This window comes from Rhizobium sp. 11_C7_N12_5 (assembly GCF_051811145.1).
In the GTDB taxonomy this organism is placed as follows: domain Bacteria; phylum Pseudomonadota; class Alphaproteobacteria; order Rhizobiales; family Rhizobiaceae; genus Rhizobium; species Rhizobium lusitanum.
This window is the reverse complement of sequence record NZ_JBPWPY010000002.1, coordinates 1,778,489-1,800,323: the sequence shown is the minus strand read 5'-3', so window position 1 is coordinate 1,800,323 and position 21,835 is coordinate 1,778,489. Positions and strand designations below refer to the sequence as shown.

General features: G+C 60.4%; 22 protein-coding genes. 8 read left to right on the top strand and 14 right to left on the bottom strand.

All coding sequences use genetic code 11. The annotated features are described in order from the left end of the window. The first annotated feature begins 54 nt into the window (after window positions 1-54). Window positions 55-879, top strand: coding sequence for a hypothetical protein (locus AB8B29_RS27510; protein ID WP_037191520.1), 825 nt, complete (start codon window positions 55-57; stop codon window positions 877-879). Window positions 880-1,004: 125 nt separating this feature from the next. Further along, window positions 1,005-1,436 (top strand): hypothetical protein, encoded by a 432-nt coding sequence (locus tag AB8B29_RS27505; protein ID WP_047639722.1) that lies wholly within the window; start codon window positions 1,005-1,007, stop codon window positions 1,434-1,436. Window positions 1,437-1,445: 9 nt separating this feature from the next. On the opposite strand, the gene AB8B29_RS27500 is transcribed toward AB8B29_RS27505, so the two are convergent. Next, window positions 1,446-1,676, bottom strand: coding sequence for a hypothetical protein (locus AB8B29_RS27500; RefSeq protein ID WP_092574282.1), 231 nt, complete (start codon window positions 1,674-1,676; stop codon window positions 1,446-1,448). A gap of 314 nt (window positions 1,677-1,990) precedes the next feature. Here AB8B29_RS27500 and AB8B29_RS27495 point away from each other — a divergent pair, with 314 nt between their 5' ends. Then, the gene (locus tag AB8B29_RS27495) at window positions 1,991-2,347 is read left to right on the top strand and encodes a hypothetical protein (RefSeq protein WP_047555513.1); all 357 of its coding nucleotides are present in this window, start codon (window positions 1,991-1,993) and stop codon (window positions 2,345-2,347) included. A gap of 293 nt (window positions 2,348-2,640) precedes the next feature. Here AB8B29_RS27495 and AB8B29_RS27490 read toward each other — a convergent pair whose 3' ends face one another. From AB8B29_RS27490 to AB8B29_RS27480, 3 genes are all read right to left on the bottom strand, one after another. Further along, a complete protein-coding gene (locus AB8B29_RS27490) occupies window positions 2,641-2,889 on the bottom strand; it encodes a VOC family protein (protein WP_244655292.1) in 249 nt (82 codons plus the stop codon). Between the two features lie 223 nt (window positions 2,890-3,112). Then, window positions 3,113-3,334, bottom strand: coding sequence for a hypothetical protein (locus AB8B29_RS27485; protein ID WP_037191508.1), 222 nt, complete (start codon window positions 3,332-3,334; stop codon window positions 3,113-3,115). Window positions 3,335-3,612: 278 nt separating this feature from the next. Beyond that, on the bottom strand, window positions 3,613-4,764 hold the full coding sequence (locus AB8B29_RS27480; RefSeq protein ID WP_037191506.1) for a helix-turn-helix domain-containing protein: 1,152 nt from the start codon (window positions 4,762-4,764) through the stop codon (window positions 3,613-3,615). Window positions 4,765-5,221: 457 nt separating this feature from the next. Between AB8B29_RS27480 and AB8B29_RS27475 the strand changes: the two genes are divergently transcribed. From AB8B29_RS27475 to AB8B29_RS27465, 3 genes are all read left to right on the top strand, one after another. Continuing rightward, entirely contained in the window at window positions 5,222-6,145 is a 924-nt protein-coding gene (locus AB8B29_RS27475) for an alpha/beta hydrolase (protein ID WP_092574367.1), read from the top strand. 161 nt (window positions 6,146-6,306) lie between these two features. Beyond that, window positions 6,307-7,350, top strand: a complete 1,044-nt coding sequence (locus AB8B29_RS27470; protein WP_092574368.1) for a P1 family peptidase — start codon at window positions 6,307-6,309, stop codon at window positions 7,348-7,350. A 39-nt stretch (window positions 7,351-7,389) separates the two neighbouring features. Then, window positions 7,390-8,256, top strand: a complete 867-nt coding sequence (locus tag AB8B29_RS27465; protein WP_174157212.1) for a D-amino-acid transaminase — start codon at window positions 7,390-7,392, stop codon at window positions 8,254-8,256. A gap of 25 nt (window positions 8,257-8,281) precedes the next feature. Here the strand turns inward: AB8B29_RS27465 and AB8B29_RS27460 are convergent, their stop codons facing one another. The 7 genes from AB8B29_RS27460 to AB8B29_RS27430 form a co-directional block, all read right to left on the bottom strand. Further along, window positions 8,282-9,166 carry a LysR family transcriptional regulator gene (locus AB8B29_RS27460; RefSeq protein WP_037191495.1) on the bottom strand — a complete coding sequence of 295 codons (885 nt, stop codon included), beginning with the start codon at window positions 9,164-9,166 and terminating at the stop codon, window positions 8,282-8,284. A 68-nt stretch (window positions 9,167-9,234) separates the two neighbouring features. Next, on the bottom strand, window positions 9,235-10,743 hold the full coding sequence (locus tag AB8B29_RS27455; RefSeq protein ID WP_092574286.1) for a serine hydrolase domain-containing protein: 1,509 nt from the start codon (window positions 10,741-10,743) through the stop codon (window positions 9,235-9,237). Window positions 10,744-10,763: 20 nt separating this feature from the next. Next, window positions 10,764-11,513, bottom strand: a complete 750-nt coding sequence (locus tag AB8B29_RS27450) for an ABC transporter ATP-binding protein (protein WP_092574288.1) — start codon at window positions 11,511-11,513, stop codon at window positions 10,764-10,766. After that, window positions 11,510-12,337: an ABC transporter ATP-binding protein gene (locus AB8B29_RS27445; RefSeq protein ID WP_092574289.1), complete on the bottom strand. Its 828-nt coding sequence runs from the start codon at window positions 12,335-12,337 to the stop codon at window positions 11,510-11,512. Before AB8B29_RS27445 ends, AB8B29_RS27450 begins: the two co-directional genes overlap by 4 nt. A 3-nt stretch (window positions 12,338-12,340) precedes the next feature. Then, complete coding sequence (locus AB8B29_RS27440; protein WP_037191490.1) at window positions 12,341-13,243, bottom strand: ABC transporter permease; 903 nt, start codon at window positions 13,241-13,243, stop codon at window positions 12,341-12,343. After that, window positions 13,240-14,253 (bottom strand): ABC transporter permease, encoded by a 1,014-nt coding sequence (locus AB8B29_RS27435; protein ID WP_037191488.1) that lies wholly within the window; start codon window positions 14,251-14,253, stop codon window positions 13,240-13,242. The genes AB8B29_RS27440 and AB8B29_RS27435 overlap by 4 nt, the downstream gene beginning before the upstream one ends. Then, the gene (locus tag AB8B29_RS27430) at window positions 14,250-15,848 is read right to left on the bottom strand and encodes an ABC transporter substrate-binding protein (RefSeq protein ID WP_113102140.1); all 1,599 of its coding nucleotides are present in this window, start codon (window positions 15,846-15,848) and stop codon (window positions 14,250-14,252) included. Before AB8B29_RS27430 ends, AB8B29_RS27435 begins: the two co-directional genes overlap by 4 nt. A 214-nt stretch (window positions 15,849-16,062) precedes the next feature. On the opposite strand from AB8B29_RS27430, the gene AB8B29_RS27425 reads away from it, so the two are divergent. Continuing rightward, window positions 16,063-17,100 carry a dipeptidase gene (locus AB8B29_RS27425; RefSeq protein WP_037191477.1) on the top strand — a complete coding sequence of 346 codons (1,038 nt, stop codon included), beginning with the start codon at window positions 16,063-16,065 and terminating at the stop codon, window positions 17,098-17,100. An 85-nt stretch (window positions 17,101-17,185) separates the two neighbouring features. On the opposite strand, the gene AB8B29_RS27420 is transcribed toward AB8B29_RS27425, so the two are convergent. Together AB8B29_RS27420 and AB8B29_RS27415 are read right to left on the bottom strand one after the other, a co-directional pair. Beyond that, the gene (locus tag AB8B29_RS27420; RefSeq protein ID WP_051963243.1) at window positions 17,186-18,190 is read right to left on the bottom strand and encodes a glycoside hydrolase family 5 protein; all 1,005 of its coding nucleotides are present in this window, start codon (window positions 18,188-18,190) and stop codon (window positions 17,186-17,188) included. Window positions 18,191-18,257: 67 nt separating this feature from the next. Continuing rightward, entirely contained in the window at window positions 18,258-19,625 is a 1,368-nt protein-coding gene (locus AB8B29_RS27415) for a cytochrome P450 (protein WP_439006890.1), read from the bottom strand. A gap of 105 nt (window positions 19,626-19,730) precedes the next feature. Between AB8B29_RS27415 and AB8B29_RS27410 the strand changes: the two genes are divergently transcribed. After that, entirely contained in the window at window positions 19,731-20,402 is a 672-nt protein-coding gene (locus AB8B29_RS27410) for a TetR/AcrR family transcriptional regulator (RefSeq protein WP_092574301.1), read from the top strand. Between the two features lie 37 nt (window positions 20,403-20,439). Here AB8B29_RS27410 and AB8B29_RS27405 read toward each other — a convergent pair whose 3' ends face one another. Beyond that, window positions 20,440-21,828 carry an LLM class flavin-dependent oxidoreductase gene (locus tag AB8B29_RS27405; RefSeq protein ID WP_092574303.1) on the bottom strand — a complete coding sequence of 463 codons (1,389 nt, stop codon included), beginning with the start codon at window positions 21,826-21,828 and terminating at the stop codon, window positions 20,440-20,442. Between the last annotated feature and the right edge of the window lie 7 nt (window positions 21,829-21,835).

Genomic DNA, 21,835 nt, shown 5'->3' with positions numbered 1-21,835 from the left:
ATCGGATAATTACCCAGGCAGAGAAATCACCTTTGTTGCGGAGTCCGATCGCCGATGCTTCTTCTAAATCCATGGCGGCGAGAAAAGCTGAGCCATATCGTTGTGACGACCTTTCACGAGGAGGGTTATCGCGATTACGGCAAAAAATGCATAGAGACATTCCTCACTCACTGGCCGAAGGACATCTCCCTCGTTGTCTATGCCGAGAATGTCGTGATCGAGGAGAAGGATCGCCGCCTTCTGGTGTTCGACCACAATGAAACCTTGCCGCGGCTGCGTGATTTTCGCAAAGCCTACGGTGAAAATCCGCAAGCCAACGGACTGCGCCCCTCGGCCAATGGCTTGAAACGCGATTTTCGCTGGGACGCCGTTCGGTTTTCCAACAAGGTTTTTGCGGTCGCCGATGCCATCAGGCGCTATCATACCATGGTCGATCAACTGATATGGCTCGATGCCGATACGATCACCCATAGGGACATTCCAAGAAACTTCGTCGACAAGATCGCGCCGCGTGGAAACCAGCTTGCCGCCTATTTGAACCGGAGAATATATCCGGAGTGCGGATGGGTGGGGTACAATTTGCGCCATCGCGAGATATTGACCTTCGTCGAACGTTTCGAAGGCGCCTACACGTTGGGCTATTTTCTGACCCTGAAGGAAAGCCACGACAGCTTCGTCTTCTGGAAGGTGCTCCAGCAGATGGAGGGCGATGGGGAAGCTCGTTTCAAGCGGCTCGGCTCGAACTTGACGAAGACCCACGTCTTCATCAATAGCGTTCTGGGCAGCTACATGGATCACCTCAAGGGAGACAGGAAGCAGGCCGGAAAGAGCCGCAGGAGCGATCTGAAATGGAACCGGCGCGAGGCCTGGTGGCGATAATGACGGATAATCGCGCTAGCGACGGACTCCGCATCCGCATTTTGTAGGTAGCTACTGCATATAGGCGAGTTGTCATTATCTCGCGCAAGCGGCTAATCTGGATGGGACAAAGAATTCGGAGATTCATGTACACCAATTCGATTCTGCCTGCAGATGTCGCCGTGGTGCTGGGGTTGATGTGGAACATCATCGCCTCGCTCGCCGCCTTTTGGGCCACGGGAAAATATCCACGCATGCGTTTGGTTTTTCATGGGCTCGCCTGCTTCGTTATCCTGCTCTCCCCCTTGACGGCGATGATTCTCGGTTTGCCCGGTCTGCTTCCCGAGGAGGAAGAAAGCCCAGGAGCGCGTTTTGTGTTTTTGCCGCTTATCTTTGAGGCGGCAATCGTCCTGCTGCTATATTGTTTGGCTGGAGCAATGCTGCTTCAAAATCGGTTCATTCGGCGATGGCGGACTGGCGCCGTAGCGATCAATCCCGTTAAGCCACCGCGGAAGTCATCGCGCGCATCTTCAAGCCCCGTCGCATGGTCGCGCCACCGGGGCAAGGGTCTCGGATAAAGCGAGTGCCTATTCTCGATGTGATTTGGGTTGGATCGGTTCTCTTGCCGCCCCGTCCGTTATGTCGGCATGAGGGATCGTCAGAAAGGCCTCCAGCGTCTGTACGATGCTGGTCGACCTGTAAGATATCGAGTCGACCTCGGAGCTTTGCAGGATCAGCGAGCGGATACGATCCATGAGAGCGGCATCCGGTGGTTGGCCGTCACCCACCATTTCGACCTTGATATAGACTGAAGACATAGACCCCCCGTCGCTGTCCCATTGTTTATTTCCAGCCACTCGCAAAGTGTCCATCAGGCGCGGACTGTTGTCATATCAGCAATTTATCATATTGCGAATAGACCCCAGTATGCCATGCTACGGTGCGGCGATTAAGCGACGCTGAATTGCATACTCATGCCGGCGGCAATTCTGTCGAGATCGGTTGATGTGACGCTGGGGCCATGATGCGCCCCGTTTAAAACTCTGCACAGCCGCGGTCGCGTTCAGGCAGAGTTCAGGCGAACCGTCGTATTGCTACCTGTGTCCAATAGATAGGAAATGGGGGTAAGGGAATGTTTGAACGTTTGGTACGACTCTCTCGCGTCGCCTTGGTAGGGCTGGCCGCGATGCAATTGATGACCTCGGTCGCAATGGCGCAATACTACGGCGGCGACGATGATTACGGACCGCCGCGATGGCAGCGTGACCAGGGCCGGGATTGGAATCGCCCGCCAAGAGGCTGGGATCGCGATCGCGAGCGGGGCGGCTGTGACCGCGGCGAACTCATGCGGGCCGCGCGTGCGGAAGGTTTTCGGCGCATCGATTCGGTCCAAAGCGACGGCCGACGCATAGTCGTTCGCGGCTGGAATGATGGCGGCCCCGACCGCATGGTCTTCGCCAACCGGCGCGGTTGCCCGTCTCTCAACTGATGCTCAAAGTGTGCTGTAAGCTGGAGCCGATGGTAAATCGGCTTCCGCTTACCTCCGCACATACACCCCTTCCATTGGCTGGAAGGATGGGCTTGGCCCCAGCTCTTCAGTTATGCTTGTTCGTGGCGCGGACAAAGCTTACGCAATGGCGAATTTTGTTTTCGCGGGGTCCGTGCTGGGGTCATGCCGGGATTTGACCGGCGCGTCGATGCCGTCGGCCTGCCGCTTGATCATGAAATGCCAAGAGACACCCCAGGCATCCCGCACCCGGCCGTATGGCTCCGTCGAACGGCCTATGTGAGCGCATCCCGTAGCCGGTCTGCTTCAGCCTGCGCCTCGCATTCGACGGTAATCTGGGAGTTGTGGTCGAAGCAATCGAATGGCCCCGCCTCGAAGCCCATATATGCTCGATCGCCGAGCGTAAAGCCTGCGAACTTGACGCTACCGGCCGGTCCGTTTGGATCGCTGTCCAGAATGTTCGACACCCACCCGATCGATGAGCCAGGGATCAGCGACGTATAGAATGCGATCGCCGCTTCCATATCCTGCCGAAACCAGAGATGTTGTCATCGGAGGCTTTCTCCTTCGTGACCCGGCCTGGATGGGCACACGGGCTGAGGGAAAGCGGTCGTTTAATTATAATTCATGCCGCCGACGGGCCGCTTTCTTGTTGGTTTTGTTGAGCGGCGGCGCCGGCGGCATGACAGAAGAGTTACCGGAACCCGTACGCGCTCACCCCTGCGACGCGCGGACGGCTATGCAGAACTAATTTCCCGTAACTCTTCCAGCAAGCGCCATGACGTAGTCGTCTGCTATATCTGCCAAGGTCAGAGCGACCTCCGGCTCGTTCCAGCCTGCGGCAAGCACCACCTGCACGAAGTCTCGAAATGCTACTGCAAGGACTTCCTCCCGCTCGACAGCGCGGTAGGCGTCGGTGGTGGAATGTTGCGGCCTGCTGATCTGTATTGTCTGACGGGCGGATACCATTAATATGCTCCCCAAAGATCGTTTTACTGGACGCAGAGTACATTCGTCATGTACTCAGCCTTTTTAGCTGCACGGTTATTCTGCTTCTTTTTTAATGGGTTACGCGTAGCCTGTCGTTAGCCACGCATCCGGAAACTTGCAGCAGCGTACATTTTCGCAATCACTTAACTATGATCCGGAGGCTTTGGAGGGGAGCGGTCGTCAATGCATGCGCTCATGCCGCGCGAAACATCGGCGCGTCCGGCGAATTGATGATTTATGTGAGATGCCCGCAGCGTTCAGCGGCTGTGACCAAGCGTTCTCAGCCATTCTTCGAAAGAATGAGCCCCCTCATCGTCTTGCGATAGCGGGAATGGGCGCCCGAGATAGGGCTGCGAGATAAGATTCCTGGCCTCACGCGGGCTGTAGCCGAACTCCTTGCTGAAGGCGCGGCTGAAATGTGCGGCGGACGAAAAGCCGACTGCATAGGCGATGTCGAGGATCTGTTGCCGATTGGAGGGGTCGCTGAGCGCGGCATGCGCGGATAGAAGGCGGCGCCGCTGAATATAGTGATGCACACCGCCATCCTGTTCGAAGATCTGATACAGTCTGGTGCGGGACATGCCGAGCTCGCGGCATATCTGCTCCACCGTCAGATCGCTCGCGGCAAGATTGCGCTCGACGAACCGCCGCACCCGCTCCATCAGGGCAAGGGTGCTATGGTGTTCAGTGTCGGCAGACTGTGCCGCCGAAGCTGCAGCGCCGGCCCAAATTATCCCGCGCACGGTTTGGACAACATGGGGCAAATCCGTCGCTACAAAGTTTGGAAGATTGGCTACGATACTATCGAGATACTCGATCAGCAATCTGGTGAAGGTCCCCGAAAGGGCAGTATTGTTTTTGATCTCGACTGCGGCAGGGGCGTCGGACAGCAATGCACGCGGCAAAAAGAGCGACAGAGTTTCGGCGTCGGTGGAACGCCCCCGAAAGGGGTGTCCTAGCGATCGCAGTTCGACCTTGCCCGGCTCGCCTTCGCTGACATACCCATCCACCTCCGTCCATGTCCGGCCGCTGCGCAGCACGGAAACATGCCAGTGATCGATGAGATCCGCTTTTACCTTCGCTTGCGAGCGCATGTAGCTGTGTGCTGGCGCACTCTGCTCAACGATCAGCATGCCCCCCAAATTCCATGCCGTGTGGTCGGCGACAAATCCGGTTTCCCGCGGGGCGTTGTCTGGAAGCCGAGTGTCTACGAGGGGCGCCACATACGCCTGCCATGCAGCAAATTGTGTTTCCGGTTCAAGATCATGTGTGGAGAACAGCAACGGCTTCAGTATTGAAGGTGCTTGTGACTCTTCGCCGCCAACTTTCGGCGGACGCGGAAAGCGACGCCTATCGCGCGGCGAGGTCTTCGTCTCCTCGCTCCGCGCATCTTTCTTGGTTTCGACCACGGGAGATTCTTCTTCGCGTCGAAAGTCAGGCAATCTGGCCTCCCCAAATGGCGTCAGGACAGAACAGAATCGTCATCGTGAATCCGCATCCATTGTTAGCGCAAAATCGCACTCTGTTAAATCGGAGGTCGTCCAAGCCTGTTCCGGGTCGTCGTTTTCGCAGAGATAGCCTGCCGTAAGTTGTGCTGAGGCCTCGCATATTACGCCTCCCACACATTCATTTGTTGCGGACTTTAAAAAAAACAAGGCTGGAGGGAATGTTAGCCTATCGCTCCCACGGGGATTACCCGAAGGTTTCGATAGGTCGGCCCGATTCGTTGCCGCTTGCCGCCAGCTAAAGAATACTAACATGTCGACCATATTGCCGCCAAACGGGAGTGATGCATTCACAGGCGCGCTTGTCGTTAAGGCCGACATGCCGGCTACCTGCACCTGACGCGAAGGCATCTGACATATGATGATAGATAGGCGCTCCTTCCTGATCGCAACAACCCTTGCGATGATGTCCACGAGGGTACGGGCGGCACCATCGGATACCAGCATCCCGCTATGGCCAGGCCTGCCTCCGGGCGGCGGCGGACCATCGGGGCCTTTCGAAAGCGATGGCAAGGGCGCCGTCAGCAATATAGCCGTGCCAAGTCTCGAGGTTTTCTCGCCTGCGCAAGCGAACGGAGCCAGCATCCTCATTGCCGCCGGCGGCGGCTATAAGCGTATCGAGATGGAGAAGGAGGCTTATCCGGCTGCCCGCTGGCTGACGAACCGCGGCATCACCGCTTTTGTTCTGACCTATCGCCTGCCGAGAGAAGGATGGAATGACGGCCCGCTGGCGCCGCTTCAGGATGCACAACGCGCCCTGCGCATCATTCGAACCCAGGCGGAGCGCCGTCGGCTGGATCCCTCGCGCATAGGGGCTCTCGGTTTCTCGGCCGGCGGTCATCTGATCGGTCTGGCGGCGGCGCGGTCGGCCTTCGCGTCCTACCAGCCGATCGATACGATCGATCGCCAATCCGCGCGTCCCGATCTGGCAACGCTGATCTATCCGGTCATCACGCTTGAGCCACCCTATGACCACACCTCCGCCCGCCGTTCAATGATCGGCAGTCATCCGGATGCGGAAGCCAGCGCGGAGTGGTCGGTCGAGACGCATGTCCGCTCCGGCTGTCCGCCAGTCTTCCTGGTGCAGGCCGAGGATGATCCGATCTCCAATCCGGCAAATACGCTGATCATGGCGGATGCCTGCCGAAAAGCGGGTGTTCCGGTCGAGCTGCATCGGCTTCCGAGCGGCGGCCACGGCTTCGGCATGGGAAGACCGGGGACGCCAAGTGCCGCTTGGCCCGATTGGTGGGAGCAGTGGCTGCGCGCCAATCGTCTTCTGTCATGAGGAACCGCACGGAAGGCGTTTGCGCTGTCGATGTTTCTCGATGCAGCAAAGGGCGCCTTTCGCGGCCCTTTGCAAAGCCGGTCTGAAACTATTCCGTTTTTGTTGTGCCTTCGAGCGGGCTGGCGGAGTAAGGTCGCCATCATCTTCTTGAGGCATGGATGATGGACCACAAGCGCCACAGAATACGCGAGCTCGGTTTCGCGCCCGGTCATTTCGAACCCGGCCCCCTCAACGCGATCACCGATGTTGCCGGTGTGCATGTGGGGCATGTCACATGCCGGGAAGGCGAGCGCACACGCACCGGAGCGACCGCGATCCTGCCGCATGGCGGCAATCTTTTCCAGGACAAGGTCCCTGCCGGACTTGCCGTCTTCAACGGCTTCGGCAAGTTTGCCGGCGTCACACAGATCATCGAACTCGGCGAGATCGAGACGCCGATCGTCCTGACCAATACGCTGGCCGTCGGGCGAGGCGTAGAGGCTATCATCCGCCACACCCTCGCGCAGCCGGGTAACGAAAAGGTCGTGTCGGTCAATGCGGTGGTCGGCGAGACCAACGATTCGCGTCTCAACGATATTCGCGCCGCTCGCCCGAGCGTCGATGAAGTTCTACTTGCGATCGATACCGCGACATCAGGGCCGGTAGAAGAGGGTGCGGTCGGTGCCGGAACCGGAACGGTCGCTTTCGGCCTGAAAGGCGGAATCGGAACGAGTTCGCGCCTCGTGCCTGTCGGCGCGGAGGCCTATCGGCTGGGCGTGCTTGTCCAATCCAACTACGGCGGCCGCCTTATTGTCGCCGGACGTGATTATGCTGCGCTGGCGGAGCACGACAAGGACGGTTCCATCGTCATCGTACTAGCGACCGACGCGCCGCTCTGTCCGCGCAATCTCGAAAGGCTGGCGCGCCGTTGTTTCGGCGGGCTTGCCCGCACCGGCGCGGCTTTGAGCAATGGCTCGGGTGACTACGCGCTCGCCTTTTCGACGGCAGAGGCGGTGCGGCGTACTCCCGAACGCCGCAAGGGCGTGAGTTTGATCCCTACATTGGGCAATGATGCCGTCTCGCCGCTGTTCGAAGCCGCGATCGAAGCTACCGAGGAAGCAATCCTCAACTCTCTCGCCATGGCGACGGAGACCAAAGGTTTCAACGCCGCGACCGGCAAAGGCTCGGTTGTCGGTACGATCAGCCTTCCCCATCCAGGTCATTGATGACCGTAATTTTCTGATTTCGCATCATACGGAGTTTTCATGTCTGCCGCGACAATCCGCACCGTCTATCTCAACGGTGCCTTCCTGCCCGAGAACGAGGCGCGTCTTTCCATCTTCGACCGGGGATTCCTGTTCGGCGATGGCATTTACGAGGTCACTGCCGTGCTGGGTGGCAAGCTGATCGACAGCGCCATGCACATGGCGCGGCTCGAGCGCAGCGTAGGTGAGATCGGCGGCCGTCTGCCTATCACGACTGACGAGATCGTGGCGATCGAGAAGCGTCTCGTGGAAGCAAACCACCTCACTGAGGGGCTCGTCTATCTCCAGTACACGCGCGGTGCCGAAGACCGAAATTTCTTCTACTCCGAGGATCTGGAGCCGACGCTGGTGCTCTTCACGCAGGCAAAGACGCTCGAACATGTCGCAGCCGTCGAAAAGGGTCTCAAGGTGAAGTCCATGCCGGATCAGCGCTGGGCGCGGCGCGACATCAAGAGCGTCTGCCTGCTGCCGCAGGTGCTGGCCAAGCGCGCCGCCAAGGCGGAAGGCTTCGACGAGGCCTGGCTGGTCGAGGATGGCATGGTGACGGAGGGTGCGTCGTCGACGGCCTATGTCGTGACGCGTGACGGCCGCATCGTGACGCGCGCCAACAGCCACGCGACTTTGCCCGGCTGCACCAGGCTTGCCGTGCTGGACCTCGCGCGCGAGGCGGGATTGGTGCTGGAGGAGCGGCCCTTCTCCGTCGAAGAGGCCAAGACCGCCGCCGAAGCCTGGCTGACGAGCGCCTCCAACTTCATCGTCTCGATCACCAATATCGATGGCGTTGCCGTCGGTGACGGGATGCCTGGCCCGATGTTCAAGCGCCTTCGCACGCTCTATATGGAAAACGCCCGGCGCACCGCGATCTAAGCCTGCCGCAAGGATCGTCCGATCGTCAGGGCTTGTCGAGCATCGACCAGACACGCCCGACGATCGGACGGCGGTTCTCGCGCGAGCGATAGAGGCGGATTTCCACCTCGATATTCCATTCGGGATCGGCGGCACGCACCAACCGGCCATCGGCAAGCTCGGTATTGACCAGGCTTTCGGGGATCCACGCGAGCCCGAAGCCGGCTGCGGCCATGCCCTTCAACCCCACGGACATGCTGCCGACATGTACCCGGTTTTCCGCGGGCAGCCGCTCCCCGAAGGCGCCGGCCACCAGTTGCCCGAAGAAGGACGTCTTCTGATAGCTGACATGGCAGAAGCCGGGCTCCAGGCGATGCAGCGGCACCCCTCCGGCGCCCGCGGCGCTCACCGGCAGGATGGTTTCCCGGCCGAGCGTGTGATGTTCGAATTGTGGATCGAGCAGCATCGGCACATGCGGGTGCTGATAGGTGAGCAGGAAATCGCAGTCCCCGTCGATGAGGGAGTTCAGATTCTCTTCCATGGTGCCGGAGTCCGGGCGCAGATGCGAGACCACGGGTCCGATGCGCGTGTTGAGCCGGCTTAGCCAATCAGGGAAGAAGGTGAAGGAGAGGGTATGCAGCGCGGTCAAGGTCACGGTACGCGCATCCGTGCCATCCTCGTGCTGAAGGTTGCGTCGCGCCTGATAGAGCGCCTGCAGCGTCTGCTCCGCCACGGGTACGAAACGCTCGCCTGCGGCCGTCAGCCGCGAAGGATAGGTGGCTCGATCGATCATGCTCGTCCCGACCCAGCCCTCCAGTTGCCGGATGCGGCGGCTGAAGGCGGATTGCGTCACATGGCGCTCGTCGGCCGCTTTGGAAAAGTTCAGCGTCCGCGCCAGCGCCAGAAAATCTTCAAGCCATTTGACTTCCACTCGAAGCTCCCAAAGAAACCGGCTGTCAAAGCCCGCCTCTCCTTGGCCCGAAAGGGCGGGGAATGCAATCAGCCGGCGCGGCGATATTCAATCATTCGTGCTCGAGCGAGCACCAGTTCGAGCCTGTCCTCGCCTAGAAGGTGGAGGCAGACCCGCTTGGTCCAAGGCCCATCCGTCAGCGTGAACAGATAGCGTCCGGCACCCAGCGCGCGCAGCGGCATGCGCTGGCGCACCGGGCCGACGCCCATGACGACATTGCCGCCTTCGATCTCGAGACGCGCGCCCTCCGGCGAGTCCCAGGCACCGCGTAGCGAGGCCGACACTTGGTGCTCTCCGACACGCAGGAAGCGGCGCTGGGCATGTCCGATTTCCCCGACGATCGCGTCGCCCTCCATCGTCAGGCGCATCGGCGACGAGGCCGAGCGGGAGGAGACCGAGGATCCCTCATCCTCGTAGACGGTTTCGTCGGCATCGAGATAGGTCACCGTGCTGCCGGCGACCTTGATCCACCATGGCCCGTTCTCCGTCACATAGGTGCCATCGCGAAGGGCGGTCGAGGGACGCGGCAAGGCCTCACCCGTCAATGCCGCCATGCACTCGAGTGCGATCTTGTAGCCGTTGGTATCCTCGCGGTTCGATACGACCGCAAAGCCGCCTTTTCGAACCGGATCGAGCAGGAAATAGCTTTTGTAGCCGGGATGGGAACCGCCGTGACCGATAAGAGAGCGGTTGCCGAGCATGGTGCGGCGCAGGCCGAGGCCGTATCCGCTCGGCCTGCCATCGGCGAGCTGCCGTGGTGCAGACAACTCGTCGAGTACTCCGGCAAAAGCCCCTTCGCCGCGAAGTAATCCCATCAACCATTTGGCGAGGCTTTCACCGCTGCCGGTCATGCTGCCGGAGGCGGAAATATGCAGGCCGGCGGCCGAAAGCTGCCAGCGCTCGCCGTCGCGCCAATAGCCTGGAACCAGGCCGGCAACGGGGTCGTTCCAGACATCCGGCGCGTCCAATACGGCATCTGTTTGCGCACCCAGCCGTCGAACGAAGTCTCGAAAGAATACCCCGTGACGCTCGAATGCGGCTTCCACGAGCCGGTAGCCGGTATTGGAATAGGAGATCTCCGTGCCCGCCTCGTAGTTCAACCGCGTCTGGCGCGCCAGGAAATCGAGCAACGGGCCGGCTTTCGTCTCCGTATAGACAGACAGGCCAAGCAACGTCAGGCATTCGCGCGTGTCAGGCAAGCCTCCGCTCATGTCGAGAGCGCGGCCAACGGTGACATCGCGAAGAGGTGCCTGCAGTTCAGGCAGATGCTGTCCGAGCGGGTCGCCGAGACCGATCTTGTCGGAATGGGCGAGCACCATGGCGCAAAAGGCGTGCTTCGTCACCGAGGCATAGCGGACGACGCTTGCCGCGGTGAAGGGGGCGAGCGTCGAAAGGCTTTCCACGCCGCCATATTCGGCAAAGCGAATGCCATGCGCATCGAAGCCGATGACGGCGCCGCCCGGCTCATCGCTTCCCCAATTTTGCGCGAATTGGGCTGCGCAGGACTGCGCCGCCTTCCAGGTTCCCGTTTCGGACATGCATGCCTCGCAAATGCAGATTAGACCGGTTCCGCTTCCTCGAACTCGATGCTCAGACGGCGCAGTTCCTGCGTATGGGGGTGGGTGACGTTGCCGCGCCGCAAATCGTCGGCCGTGACCTGCTCCACCATCTGGCCATCGATCATAACGCCGACGTCGGTGCAGAGATGGGCGATCACGCCGAGATTGTGGCTGACCATCACATAGGTGAGCTTTCGCTCAGCGCGCAGATCGGACAGCAGGTTGAGGATCTCGGCCTGAACCGACACGTCGAGCGCGCTTGTCGGCTCATCGAGCAACAGGATCCTGGGGTCGGCGATCAGCGCGCGGGCGATGGCGACACGCTGGCGCTGGCCGCCGGAGAGCTGGTGCGGATAGCGGAAGCGCGAGCTCTGCGGCAGCGCCACGTCCGAAAGCGCCCTGGCAATACGCTGGTCGACGTCGCCCATGCGGTGAACCAGCGGCAGCTCGCTCAGAATGCGGTCGATCGTTTGGCGCGGATGCAGGGAACCGTAGGGATCCTGGAAAACCATCTGCACCTTGCGGAAGAAATCCGGCGTGCGGTGTTGCGGAGCTGCTTCGTCATTGAAGGCGATGCGCCCCATCCAGCTGGTGTTCAGGCCGGCCATGGCGCGCAATACGGTCGATTTGCCGGAGCCGCTTTCGCCGACGATGCCGAAGCTGCCGCCTTCCTCGACCTTGAAGGAAACGCCCTTGACGACTTCACGCTCGCCGAAACGGATGCGTAGATTGTGGATCTCTATCGTCATTTCAGCCACTCCGGATCACGCTCGAGAATGGGCAACCGCTCTTTCGGGTGGGTGAGCGAAGGAATGCAGTTCAGCAGGCCGCGCGTATAGGGATGAGCAGCAGACAACAGTTCCGATGCCTTCAGCTCCTCGACAACGCGCCCGGAATACATGACCGCCACCCGGTCGCAGAAATGCGAGACGAGCGGCAGGTCATGACTGATCAGCATCAATCCCATCGAGCGCTCGGAGACAAGCTCCTCGATCAGCCGCAGGATTTCCGCCTGCACCGTCGCGTCCAGCGCGCTTGTGGGTTCGTCGGCGATCAGCAGTTCCGGATCGGGAGCCAGCATCATGGCGATCATGACGCGCTGGCCCATGCCGCCTGAGACTTCATGCGGATAGGAGGCGGCAACCGCCTTCGGGTTGCGGATCTTGACCTGCTCCAGCAGATTTACTGCCGCTTCCGCCGCCTCCCGGCGGCTGCCGCCCTTGTGCGTGCGCCATGACTCGGCAACCTGATTGCCAATGGTCTTAACGGGGTTTAGCGAGTATTTCGGGTCCTGCAGGATAAAGCCTGCCCGTTTGCCGCGGATGGTGCGCATCTGCTTTTCGCTGGCCGACACGATGTCGATGCCATCGAAGGAAAGCTTGTCGGCTTCGATGCGGGTTTGCCTTGGCAGGAGTTTCATCAGCGCGCGTGCCGTCAGGCTCTTGCCCGAGCCGCTTTCGCCGACGATGCCGAGCTTCTCGGCACTGAGGCGCAGCGACACACCCTTGACCGCAGGTGCGAAGCCCGTGCGCGTCTTGAAGCCGATGCGCAGATTGTCGATCTCGACCAGCATGGATCAGTTCCCCTTCGGATCGAGCACGTCGCGCAGCGCATCGCCAAGGAAATTGAAGGCGAGCGAGACGAGGAAGATGGCGATGCCGGGGATCGTTGCGACCCACCACTGTTCGAAGATAAAGCGCTTTGCGGTTGCGATCATCGCCCCCCATTCCGGCGACGGCGGCTGTGCACCCATGCCGAGGAAGCCGAGGCTTGCGGCCGTGATGATGATGGAGCTCATGTCGAGCGTGACGCGAACGATCAGGCTCGGCATGCACAACGGCGCGATATGCCGCATGATGATGCGCCAGGAAGAGGCGCCTGTCAGGCGATAGGCGGCGATAAAATCGGCGCCGCGCACGGTCAGGGTTTCGGCGCGCGCGAGCCGAGCATAGGGTGGCCAGGCGGTTAGCGCTATCGCCAGCACGGCACTTTCGACACCTGGCTTCAGGGCGGCAACGAAGGCAAGCGCCAGCACCAGTCGGGGAAAGGCGAGGAAGATGTCGGTCAGCCGCATCAGCGCCGTGTCGACCACGCCGCCGAAATAGCCGGCGATGCAGCCGATGGCGAGGCCGATCGGCGCCACGAGCACCACCACGGCGATGACCATGCCAAGCGTCACGCGGCCGCCAAAGAGCAGGCGCGAGTAGATGTCACGGCCGAGCTCGTCGGTGCCAAGCCAATCAGCCGCGCTCGGCTTGGCAAGTCGATTGGCGAGATCCTGGGTGGCCGGATCATGCGTGGCGAGCCATGGCGCGAAGAGCGCCAGCAGGATGAAAAGCAGGATGATCGACAGGCCGATCATGCCGAGAGCGTTGCCCTTCAACCCCAGCCAGATGCGATAGCGATTGCCCCAGGCGGCTTGGCGCCGGGAAGTGGGGGACTCGTCGAGCGCCCAATTGCGGAAGGTTGCCAGCATCATCGCACCCTCGGGTCCAGCAGACGATAAAGGAGATCGGCAACGAGGTTGAGCCCCACATAGATAATGCCGATCAGGAGTGTGGTGCCGATGACCGGGTTCATGTCGCCGTTCATCAGGGAGGCGGTCAGATACTGGCCGATGCCTGGCCAGGAAAAGACCGTTTCGGTGACGACGGCGCCCTCCAGCAGGCCAGCATAGGTCAGCGCCAGCACGGTCACCAGCTGCACGGCGACGGTCGGGAAGGCATGTCCCCAGATCACCCTGCTGAGCGAAAGGCCCTTGGCGCGCGCGGTGATCACGAATTCGCCCTTCAGGGCATCGATCATGAAGGCGCGCGTCATGCGGGCGATATAGGCCATGCTGAAATAGGCGAGGATGCAGACCGGCTGCGCCATGTGGGCAAGCGCATCCCGGAAGGCGTCGAGATCGCCGGCGAGCAGCGTGTCCACGGACAGCAGTCCCGTGACCGGCGCGATCATTCCGTCATAGATAATGTCCTGCCGCCCAGGCCCAGGCGCGATGCCGAGCGCCGAATAGAAGACGAGCAGCGAGATGAGGGACAGCATGAAAACCGGAATGGAATGGCCGGCGAGGCAGACGACGCGGATCGCCTGATCCGTGAGGGTTCCCTGCCGCACGGCTGCCCAGACGCCAAGCGGAATGCCGATGATCGCGGCGAGAATGAGTGCTGCGGTCGCCAGTTCGAAGGTCGCCGGAAAGAAGCGGGCAATATCCTGCGACACCGGGTTTTTCGTCAACACCGACATGCCGAGATCGCCATGCAGAAGCTGATTCAGGTAATGGAGAAACTGTACCGGAAGAGGCTGGTCGAGGCCCATTTCGGCCCGCACGCGAATGACCACCGCCTCCGGCGCATTGTCGCCGACGGCAGCAATGACCGGATCGACCGGCATGACGCGGCCTATAAGGAAGGTGACGACCGTCAGCCCGAGCAGCGTCAATACGATGCTGCTCAGGATGGCGGAGAAGGATTTGAGCCGTCGGGTCAAGCCTTGCTGGTCCCCTGATAGGAATTGGCTTCTGAGAGAGCGCCGAGCTGGAAGCCGGAGACGGCCTTGCTGCACGCCGCGGTTTTCATCCATTGGAACATGAAGATGAAGGGGCTGTTCTGCATGTGCTCGCGCTGGAGCTCTTCATAGAGGGCGATGCGCTTGGCCGGGTCCTTCTCGTCGCGGGCGGCTTCGGCCTTGGCGACGAAATCGTCGTTCTTGTAGCGTGAACGCCACAGGAAGGGCTTGCTCTTGGCGTCGTCGGAATTGTCCTTGTTGATGGCGAAGACTTCGCCGTTGGAGTTCGGATCGAAATAATCGGTGCCCCATGCGGAAAGCGCCATCTCGTGCTGGCGGCCGCGCATCTTCGTCAGCACCTGCCGGTTTTCCGCCGATTGCAACTTCACGCGAATGCCGATCTCGGCAAGGTTCGCTTGGATCGCCTGGGCGAGGTCCGGATAGGGCTGGGCGGCGTAGTGATCCATCGTCACGTCGAAACCGTCGGCAAGCCCGGCTTCGGCCATCAGCGCCTTCGCCTTTGCCACGTCCTTCTGGAACGGCGTGTCGCTGATCGCTGCCGGGAAACCTTCCGGCTCGAAGCTCTGGTGGACCTTGTGGGTCAAGGGCACGATGTTTTCCTGCATGCCCTTGTAGTCGAGCGCCCATTTGACGGCCTGCCAGACCTGAGGCTTTGCTAGGTTCGGCACACCCTGATTAAGGGAGATGAGAACCAGCGAGGCGATGCTCTTGGTGACCAACGTGAAGTCGGCGTCGTTCTGAATGGTGCGAAGCTGCTCGGAGGTCAGATCGCGGGCGATATCGGCATCACCCTTCTTCAGCATCAAAAGCTGCGAGGCGGGGTCGGTGACATGGCGCAGGATGACGCGCTTCAGATTGCCCTTGTAGGGGCCATGTGGGTTGAGCGTGAGCGACACGGATTCGCTCGCCTTCCAGGCCTGAAGCTGGAAACTGCCCGAGCCGACGCTGTTCTTCTGCAGCCAGGCATTGCCCATGTCGCCATTTGCCTCATTGGCGAGCACGACCTTCTTTTCGACCACGGCGGCGATGTTGGCCGAGAGGCAATAAAGCAGGAAGGCGATCGCGGTGGGCTTCTCGGTCGTCAGGGTCAGCGTCTCGGCATCCTTGGCGACGATACGGCTTTCGACGTTCTCGGCGGTGAAGCCGAACTGATTGATGATGAAGGCTGCGCCCTTGTTCATCTTGATCGCGCGCTGCAGCGAGAAGGCGACATCCTCTGCCGTCACCGGCGCGCCGCTTGCAAAGCTTGCCTTGGCGAGCTTGAAGGTGAAGACCTTGCTGTCCGCATCGGCCTGCCAGGATTGAGCGAGCACAGGATCGACCTTGGAGGGATCATCGGTGTTGGGACGCACCAGCTTCTGATACATGTTGCTGATCACTTCGCCGCCAACGGCCTCGAAGCTTTCATGAGGGTCGAGGCTCGTCATGTTGTCGAGCTGTTGGGCAACGACAAGCACATCTTTCGGCGTCGCGGCAAATGCGGTCTGTGCTAGATCGAGATAGGACAGGAAGGGCAGCGTACCGCTGCCGATGAGAAACTGGCGTCTGGAAACCATGCGAAATCCCCTTTCACTCTTTTGGCAACAGCTCTATGCCAAGCATGGCGAGACTTGGTACGGTTCTGTCGCTATCGTATTTTCGCCAGCTTCTCTAACAGCGCGTCTTGCGAGCGACTAATTCCGTTTTTCGCAGACCCTATGCGCGGTTTGCATTTGCCCACCCCTCCGAGCTTGCCTAGGCAGGCATCCACTACAATTTTTGGAATGAGACATGACAGAATCCTCGATAATTCCAGTATTCGACGGCCACAATGATGTGTTGCTGCGGCTGCGGCGCGATGGCCTCAATTCCGTCAACGCCTTTCTGAATGGCGAGGCTGCGGGGCATATCGATCTGCCGCGCGCGCGTCGCGGCGGGCTTGCAGGCGGGCTTTGCGCAGTGTTCATTCCGTCTCCGGATCAACCCCGCGATGGGAATGGTGACTTTCCGGCTCCCTCGCAGCCCCAGGCGCTGAACGAGACTTTGGCGATGTTTCGCCTTCTTCTCGCAATCGAGGCTCAGTCCGATGGCGCAGTAAAGGTTTGCCGGTCGGCCAACGACATCCGTAGTTCCATCGCCGATGGCCGGTTCGCCGCTGTTTTCCATATCGAAGGGGCAGAAGCGATCGCGGCCGATCTCGATGCGCTCCATGTCCTTCATCAAGCCGGGCTGCGTACGCTCGGTCCGGTGTGGAGCCGGCCGAACGTCTTCGCTTATGGCGTGCCTTTCCGCTTTCCCTCGACGCCGGATATCGGGCCTGGCCTGACCGATGCCGGCAAGGATCTGATCCGCGCCTGCAATGAACTGCGGATCATGATCGATCTCTCACACATGAACGAGCAGGGCTTCTGGGATATCGCGAGATTGTCGAAGGCGCCGCTTGTCGCCTCGCATTCCAACGCACACGCGATTTCGCCCCACAGCCGCAATCTGACGGACAAGCAGCTCGATGCGATCCGCGATACCGGCGGTCTGGTCGGCATCAATTTCGGCGTGCTGTTCCTGCGTGATGATGGCGTCAGAAATGCCGATACGCCGATTGAGCTCCTCGTCCGTCATATCGCTTACATCGCCGAGCGGATCGGCATCGAGCATGTGGCGCTCGGCTCCGATTTCGATGGCACGACCATCCCGCAGTCGCTTGGCGATGCCAGCGGCCTGCCGAAGCTCATCGACGCCCTGCGCGCGCATGGCTTTGACGATCAGGCGCTCGGAATGATTGCCCATGAAAACTGGATCCGCGTCCTCGAACGCACTTGGGGCGCCTGAAACCCGCGGCGGCACCGCGCGTAGAGCTTTGAACTTGCGAGACGCTGCACCTTATCCAAGCGGGAGTAGCGCCTTGCCCTTCGGCTCAGTTCTGCTGGCTCGACGTCAGCGCCTGATGGATCGGCGCCATCCATTTGTCGGTGGCGACATCGTAGGCGCCGAAGCTGCCTTCGAACTGCCAGTAGCTCCAGGCAAAATGGTTGCTTTCCGCTGCCCGCGCCACGCTTGCGGTCCATGCCGCCCGCGATGCGATATCGCCTTTGTCGTAGGCGCCGAACTCGCCGAGCAGGATCGGGCGATCATGGTTGCGCGACCACGCGGCGATCGTTGAAAAGTCCCGGACGATCTGTTCGTGCTCGGCTGGACTGCCCCATTTTACGCCGATCAGCTTTTCGCGGCTTGGATTTGTCCAGGTCGCACCCTGGTGCGTGAAGGCGAAGGGATCGTAATAGTGAACAGTCACGATGATATTGCGGTCGTCTTCGGGAAGCGACAACTTGTCGAGTGAATGGAAGTTGTTGGAATTTGCCGGTCCGATCACCACGCTGCGATCGGGATTCGTCTTGCGAATGACAGTGAGCGCTTCGCGCAGCAACCCGTTCCAGATATCCGGGGTTATCGCCTTGTTCGGCTCGTTCAAGATCTCGAAGAGAACGCTATCAGGTTCATCCTTATAGCGTGGTGCGATCTGGTTCCAGAAGGCAATCAGCTTCGATCTGCAATCCTCGGCGTTCTCAGCGCAGGCACGATAGTCGTGCTCGTCGAGGATGACTTTCAGACCCGCTCCGGTCGCCTGTTTCACCACGTCATCAAGCTTTGCGAGCCATTGCGCGTCGAGGTGGCCGGACTGATCCATATGCGAGAAGGCTTGCAGATTGACGCGGATGTTCTGAAAGCCGCTGTCATGCAGCATCTTGTAATAGGCGGGCTTGAAGCGAGCCTTCCCGGCATCGGTCCAGAGAGGGTCATAGCCGAGAACGTTGACGCCTCGGCCGAGTTTTGTGGCGGCCTGGCCTGCTTTTATCGAAGGTGCGGCAACGGCGGCGGTGATGGCAAGCAGCGTAAAAAGGCCAGACAGGAACAGGCGCATGCTCACCTCCATGACATCTGAAGCGAACTTCAGCCCGCCTTGTGTCCGAAATAGGATGCTCCAGCGCCTATCGTTCGACCAGATGGATCGGCAAAGGGTGCATCGGCCGCAGCGTGACCTTCATGATCGGCTTTGGCGAAGGTTCGTTCGGACCGGTGACGCGGAACCTTTGCAGCAGGACGGCAAGGATCGCAACGGCTTCCATCATGGCAAAGCCATTGCCGATGCAGACACGCGGGCCGGCACCGAACGGCATGAAGGCAAAGCGATGGCGGCTCTTGGCGGTCTCGGGTTCGAAGCGCTCGGGATCGAAAACCAGCGGGTCCTCCCAGATGGAGGCGTGACGATGCACGGCATAGATCGGCACATAGAGGATCGTTCCGGCCGGAATCGTATAGGCGCCAAGGGTAAATTCGCGCAGTGCCGCGCGCGAGATGATCGGGGCCGGCGGGTAGAGCCGCATGGCCTCGGAAAAGACCTGTCGGGCATAGGTGAGTTTGCCGACATGTTCGGCAAGAAGCGGGCCGCCATCTGTGGCAGCGGCGATCTCGTCGAAGAGCCTGGCCTGACAGTCCGAATGGCGGGCCAGGAGATGGAGCGTCCAGGCAAGGCCGAGCGCCGTCGTCTCGTGTCCGGCGGTGATGAAGGTCATCAGATTGTCGATGATCTCTTCGTCGTTCATCGTGCGACCCGTTTCCGGGTCGGCTGCACCAAGCAGCATGGACACGAGGTCGCTGCGCTCGATACCACTGCGCCGCCGTTCGGCAATCACTTTAGCAAGGGTCGCCCGCAGGAAGGTCACGGCCGCTTTTGCTTTTTCCTTGCCTGGATGCGGCATCCACTCCGGCGCGCCGAGCAGGCCCAGCGCAAATTTCCAGCCAGTCGGCTTCAGATAGTCGGTGATGTTACGCTCGACTCTGTCGACATCGATGCCTTCGCCGCCAGACATCATCGTCTCGACGATAATGTCGAAGGTGGTGCGCATCATTTCCTGGCAGAGGTCGAGAGCGCCGTCTTTATGCGTGAGCCAAAGATCGCGTCTGCGCTGGGCGGCTGCGATCATGGCTGGCTGAAGTTCGAGAAGCTTTTCGTGGCGAAAGGCACCGGCCACGGATTGACGCTGCCATTTCCAATGAGCGCCATCCGAGGTCAGGATGCCATCGCCAAGTGCTGGGCCGAGCAGGCGGCGAACATCCTCGCCCTTGCCGAGCGCATCGGAATTCCTCACGAGAGCCTGGTAGATAAGTTCTGGATCGGCGAGATAGACCCGTAATTTTCCGCCTAACCGCGTAAAGACGACTGGCTCATCGAAGATCTCGGGTGGCAGCGCATCAAGGGGATTGCGGATCAGTGAAAGGAGCACATGCGGCATCGACCGTGGCGCCGGGGGAAATGCGCCCGGCGATGGATCGGCCGTGTTTACGCGTGCATTCATCCTTCCGCCTCCTTGTTCAGTTCCACGAATGCCTGTAGATCAGGATTAAGGCATTTACCTTAGAACAGGTAAGGTGAATACCTTAGGCATTCAAGAGGAAAAAGCGTGGCGGAAAACAAAGGCAAAAGAACGGAGCCGACAGCACGACCCAGTACGCGCGAACGGATCCTTGTCTCGACATTATCGCTCTTCAACCAAAAAGGCCCCGAGGCAGTGACAACGGCGGAAATCGCAGAGGCTGTCCGTATCAATCAGGGCAATCTCTACTACCATTTCCGCACCAAGGAGTCCCTGGTAGTGGCTCTGTTTTCCCGGTTCGAGGCCGATGCGCTGGCGCTCGTCGCCGAGGCGGACGCCGTGCCCGCGCCCGACTCGAAAGCCTATGCCGGCTTTCTGCGCAAATGGTTCTCCCTCGTCTGGACCTATCGCTTCCTCTTTCGCGACCTTCCGGGCCTATTGGCGACCGCGCCGGGATTGAGGGGGCCGATTCTGGCTGTCAGTGCCGGCATGCGTCTTTCGGTCGATGTCATTTTTCAGCGCATGGAAACAGCCGGTCTCATTAGCGTCGCTGCGGATGACCGGAAGCCGCTATTGGCCAATGTTTGGATCGTCTCAACCTATTGGGCCGTTTATCTCGGGCTGCAGGAAGGCGTTCGCGACCTCAGCCCGCAGCACGTCCATTGGGGGCTGAGCCAGGTCGCGAGCCTCTTGCGTCCCTATCTTTCACCTCAGGCAAAGGCCGATCTCGAGGAGATGCTTTCAGAGCCCCTTGCCTGAACTCTGAATACCGGCATAGCTGGGTGGCCTCGCGAGGTTAAGATGCGCGCGCAACAGCATCGCGAAGATTGCGATAGCCTGTCGCCGGATGCGGTGCGACAAGCCTCGGTCCGCTGCCGCCGAGTTTTTCCCGCAGTGTTCCCGAGCGGTAGTCGGTCTTGTAGACGCCGCGCTTCTGCAGCTCGGGAACCAGAAGATCGACGGCATCCTCAAAGCTTTCGGGCGTCACGGCATAGGCCAGATTGAAGCCGTCGACATCGGTATCCTCTATCCATTCCTGCATCAGGTCGGCAACCGTTTGCGGCGAGCCGACAAAGACCGGGCCGAAACCGCCGATGCCGACCCAATCGGCCATTTCGCGCACCGTCCACTCCTTGTTTGGGTCGATGGTCGTGAAGGTCTCGACGGCGGATTGCACGGCATTGGTATGGCGATGGCGAAGTACCTCGTCAGGCGAGAACTGGCCGAAGTCGATGCCGGTCCAGCCTGATATCAGCGTCTGCGCGCCTTCGAAGGAGGCGTATTGCCGGTATTCGTTGAACTTGCGCTGCGCTTCCGCGTCGGTCTCGCCAAGGATCACGGTCTGGAGGTTGAAGGCAAGAATTTCGCGTGGGTTGCGCCCGACACGCTCGGCCGCTTCGCGAACATTGGCGACATAGCGCTTCAGCACCGGCTTGGAGGGCGCAGCCACGAAGATGCATTCGGCATGCGCGCCGGCGAAATCCTTGCCGCGGCTGGAGGCGCCTGCCTGATAAAGCACCGGTGTGCGCTGCGGCGACGGTTCGCTCAAATGAATGCCGGGAACGGTGAAATGCTTGCCGGAATGGCGGATGGGATGCACTTTCTCGGGCCGCGTGAAGATGCCTTTTTCCCGGTCGCGGATAACCGCATCGTCCTCCCAACTGCCTTCCCAGAGCTTGTAGCAGACTTCAAGATATTCTTCCGCCAAGCCGTAGCGGTCATCGTGCTGCGTCTGCGCAGACTGGCCTATATTCAGCGCGCCGCTGTTCAAATACGAGGTGACGATGTTCCAGCCGACACGCCCCTTGGTCAGGTGATCGAGCGTCGAGATGCGTCGCGCGAAGGTGTAGGGATGCTCGAAGGAGAGCGAGGCGGTCAGCCCGAAGCCAAGATGCTCCGTCTCATAGGCCATGGTCGGGATAAGCTGCAGCGGATCGTTGACCGGCACCTGCGCGGAGTGGCGCAGCGCCGCGTCGACATTGCCGTTCAGCACGTCATAGACGCCGAGCACGTCGGCGATGAACAGCCCGTCGAACTTGCCGCGCTCCAGCGTCTTTGCCAGATGGACCCAATAGTCCATATCCTTGTAGGTCCAGGACTTGTCGCGCGGATGCCGCCACAGGCCTGGTGACTGGTGTCCGACGCAGTTCATGTCGAAGGCGTTGAGCCTGATTTCGCGGGTCATGTTGTTA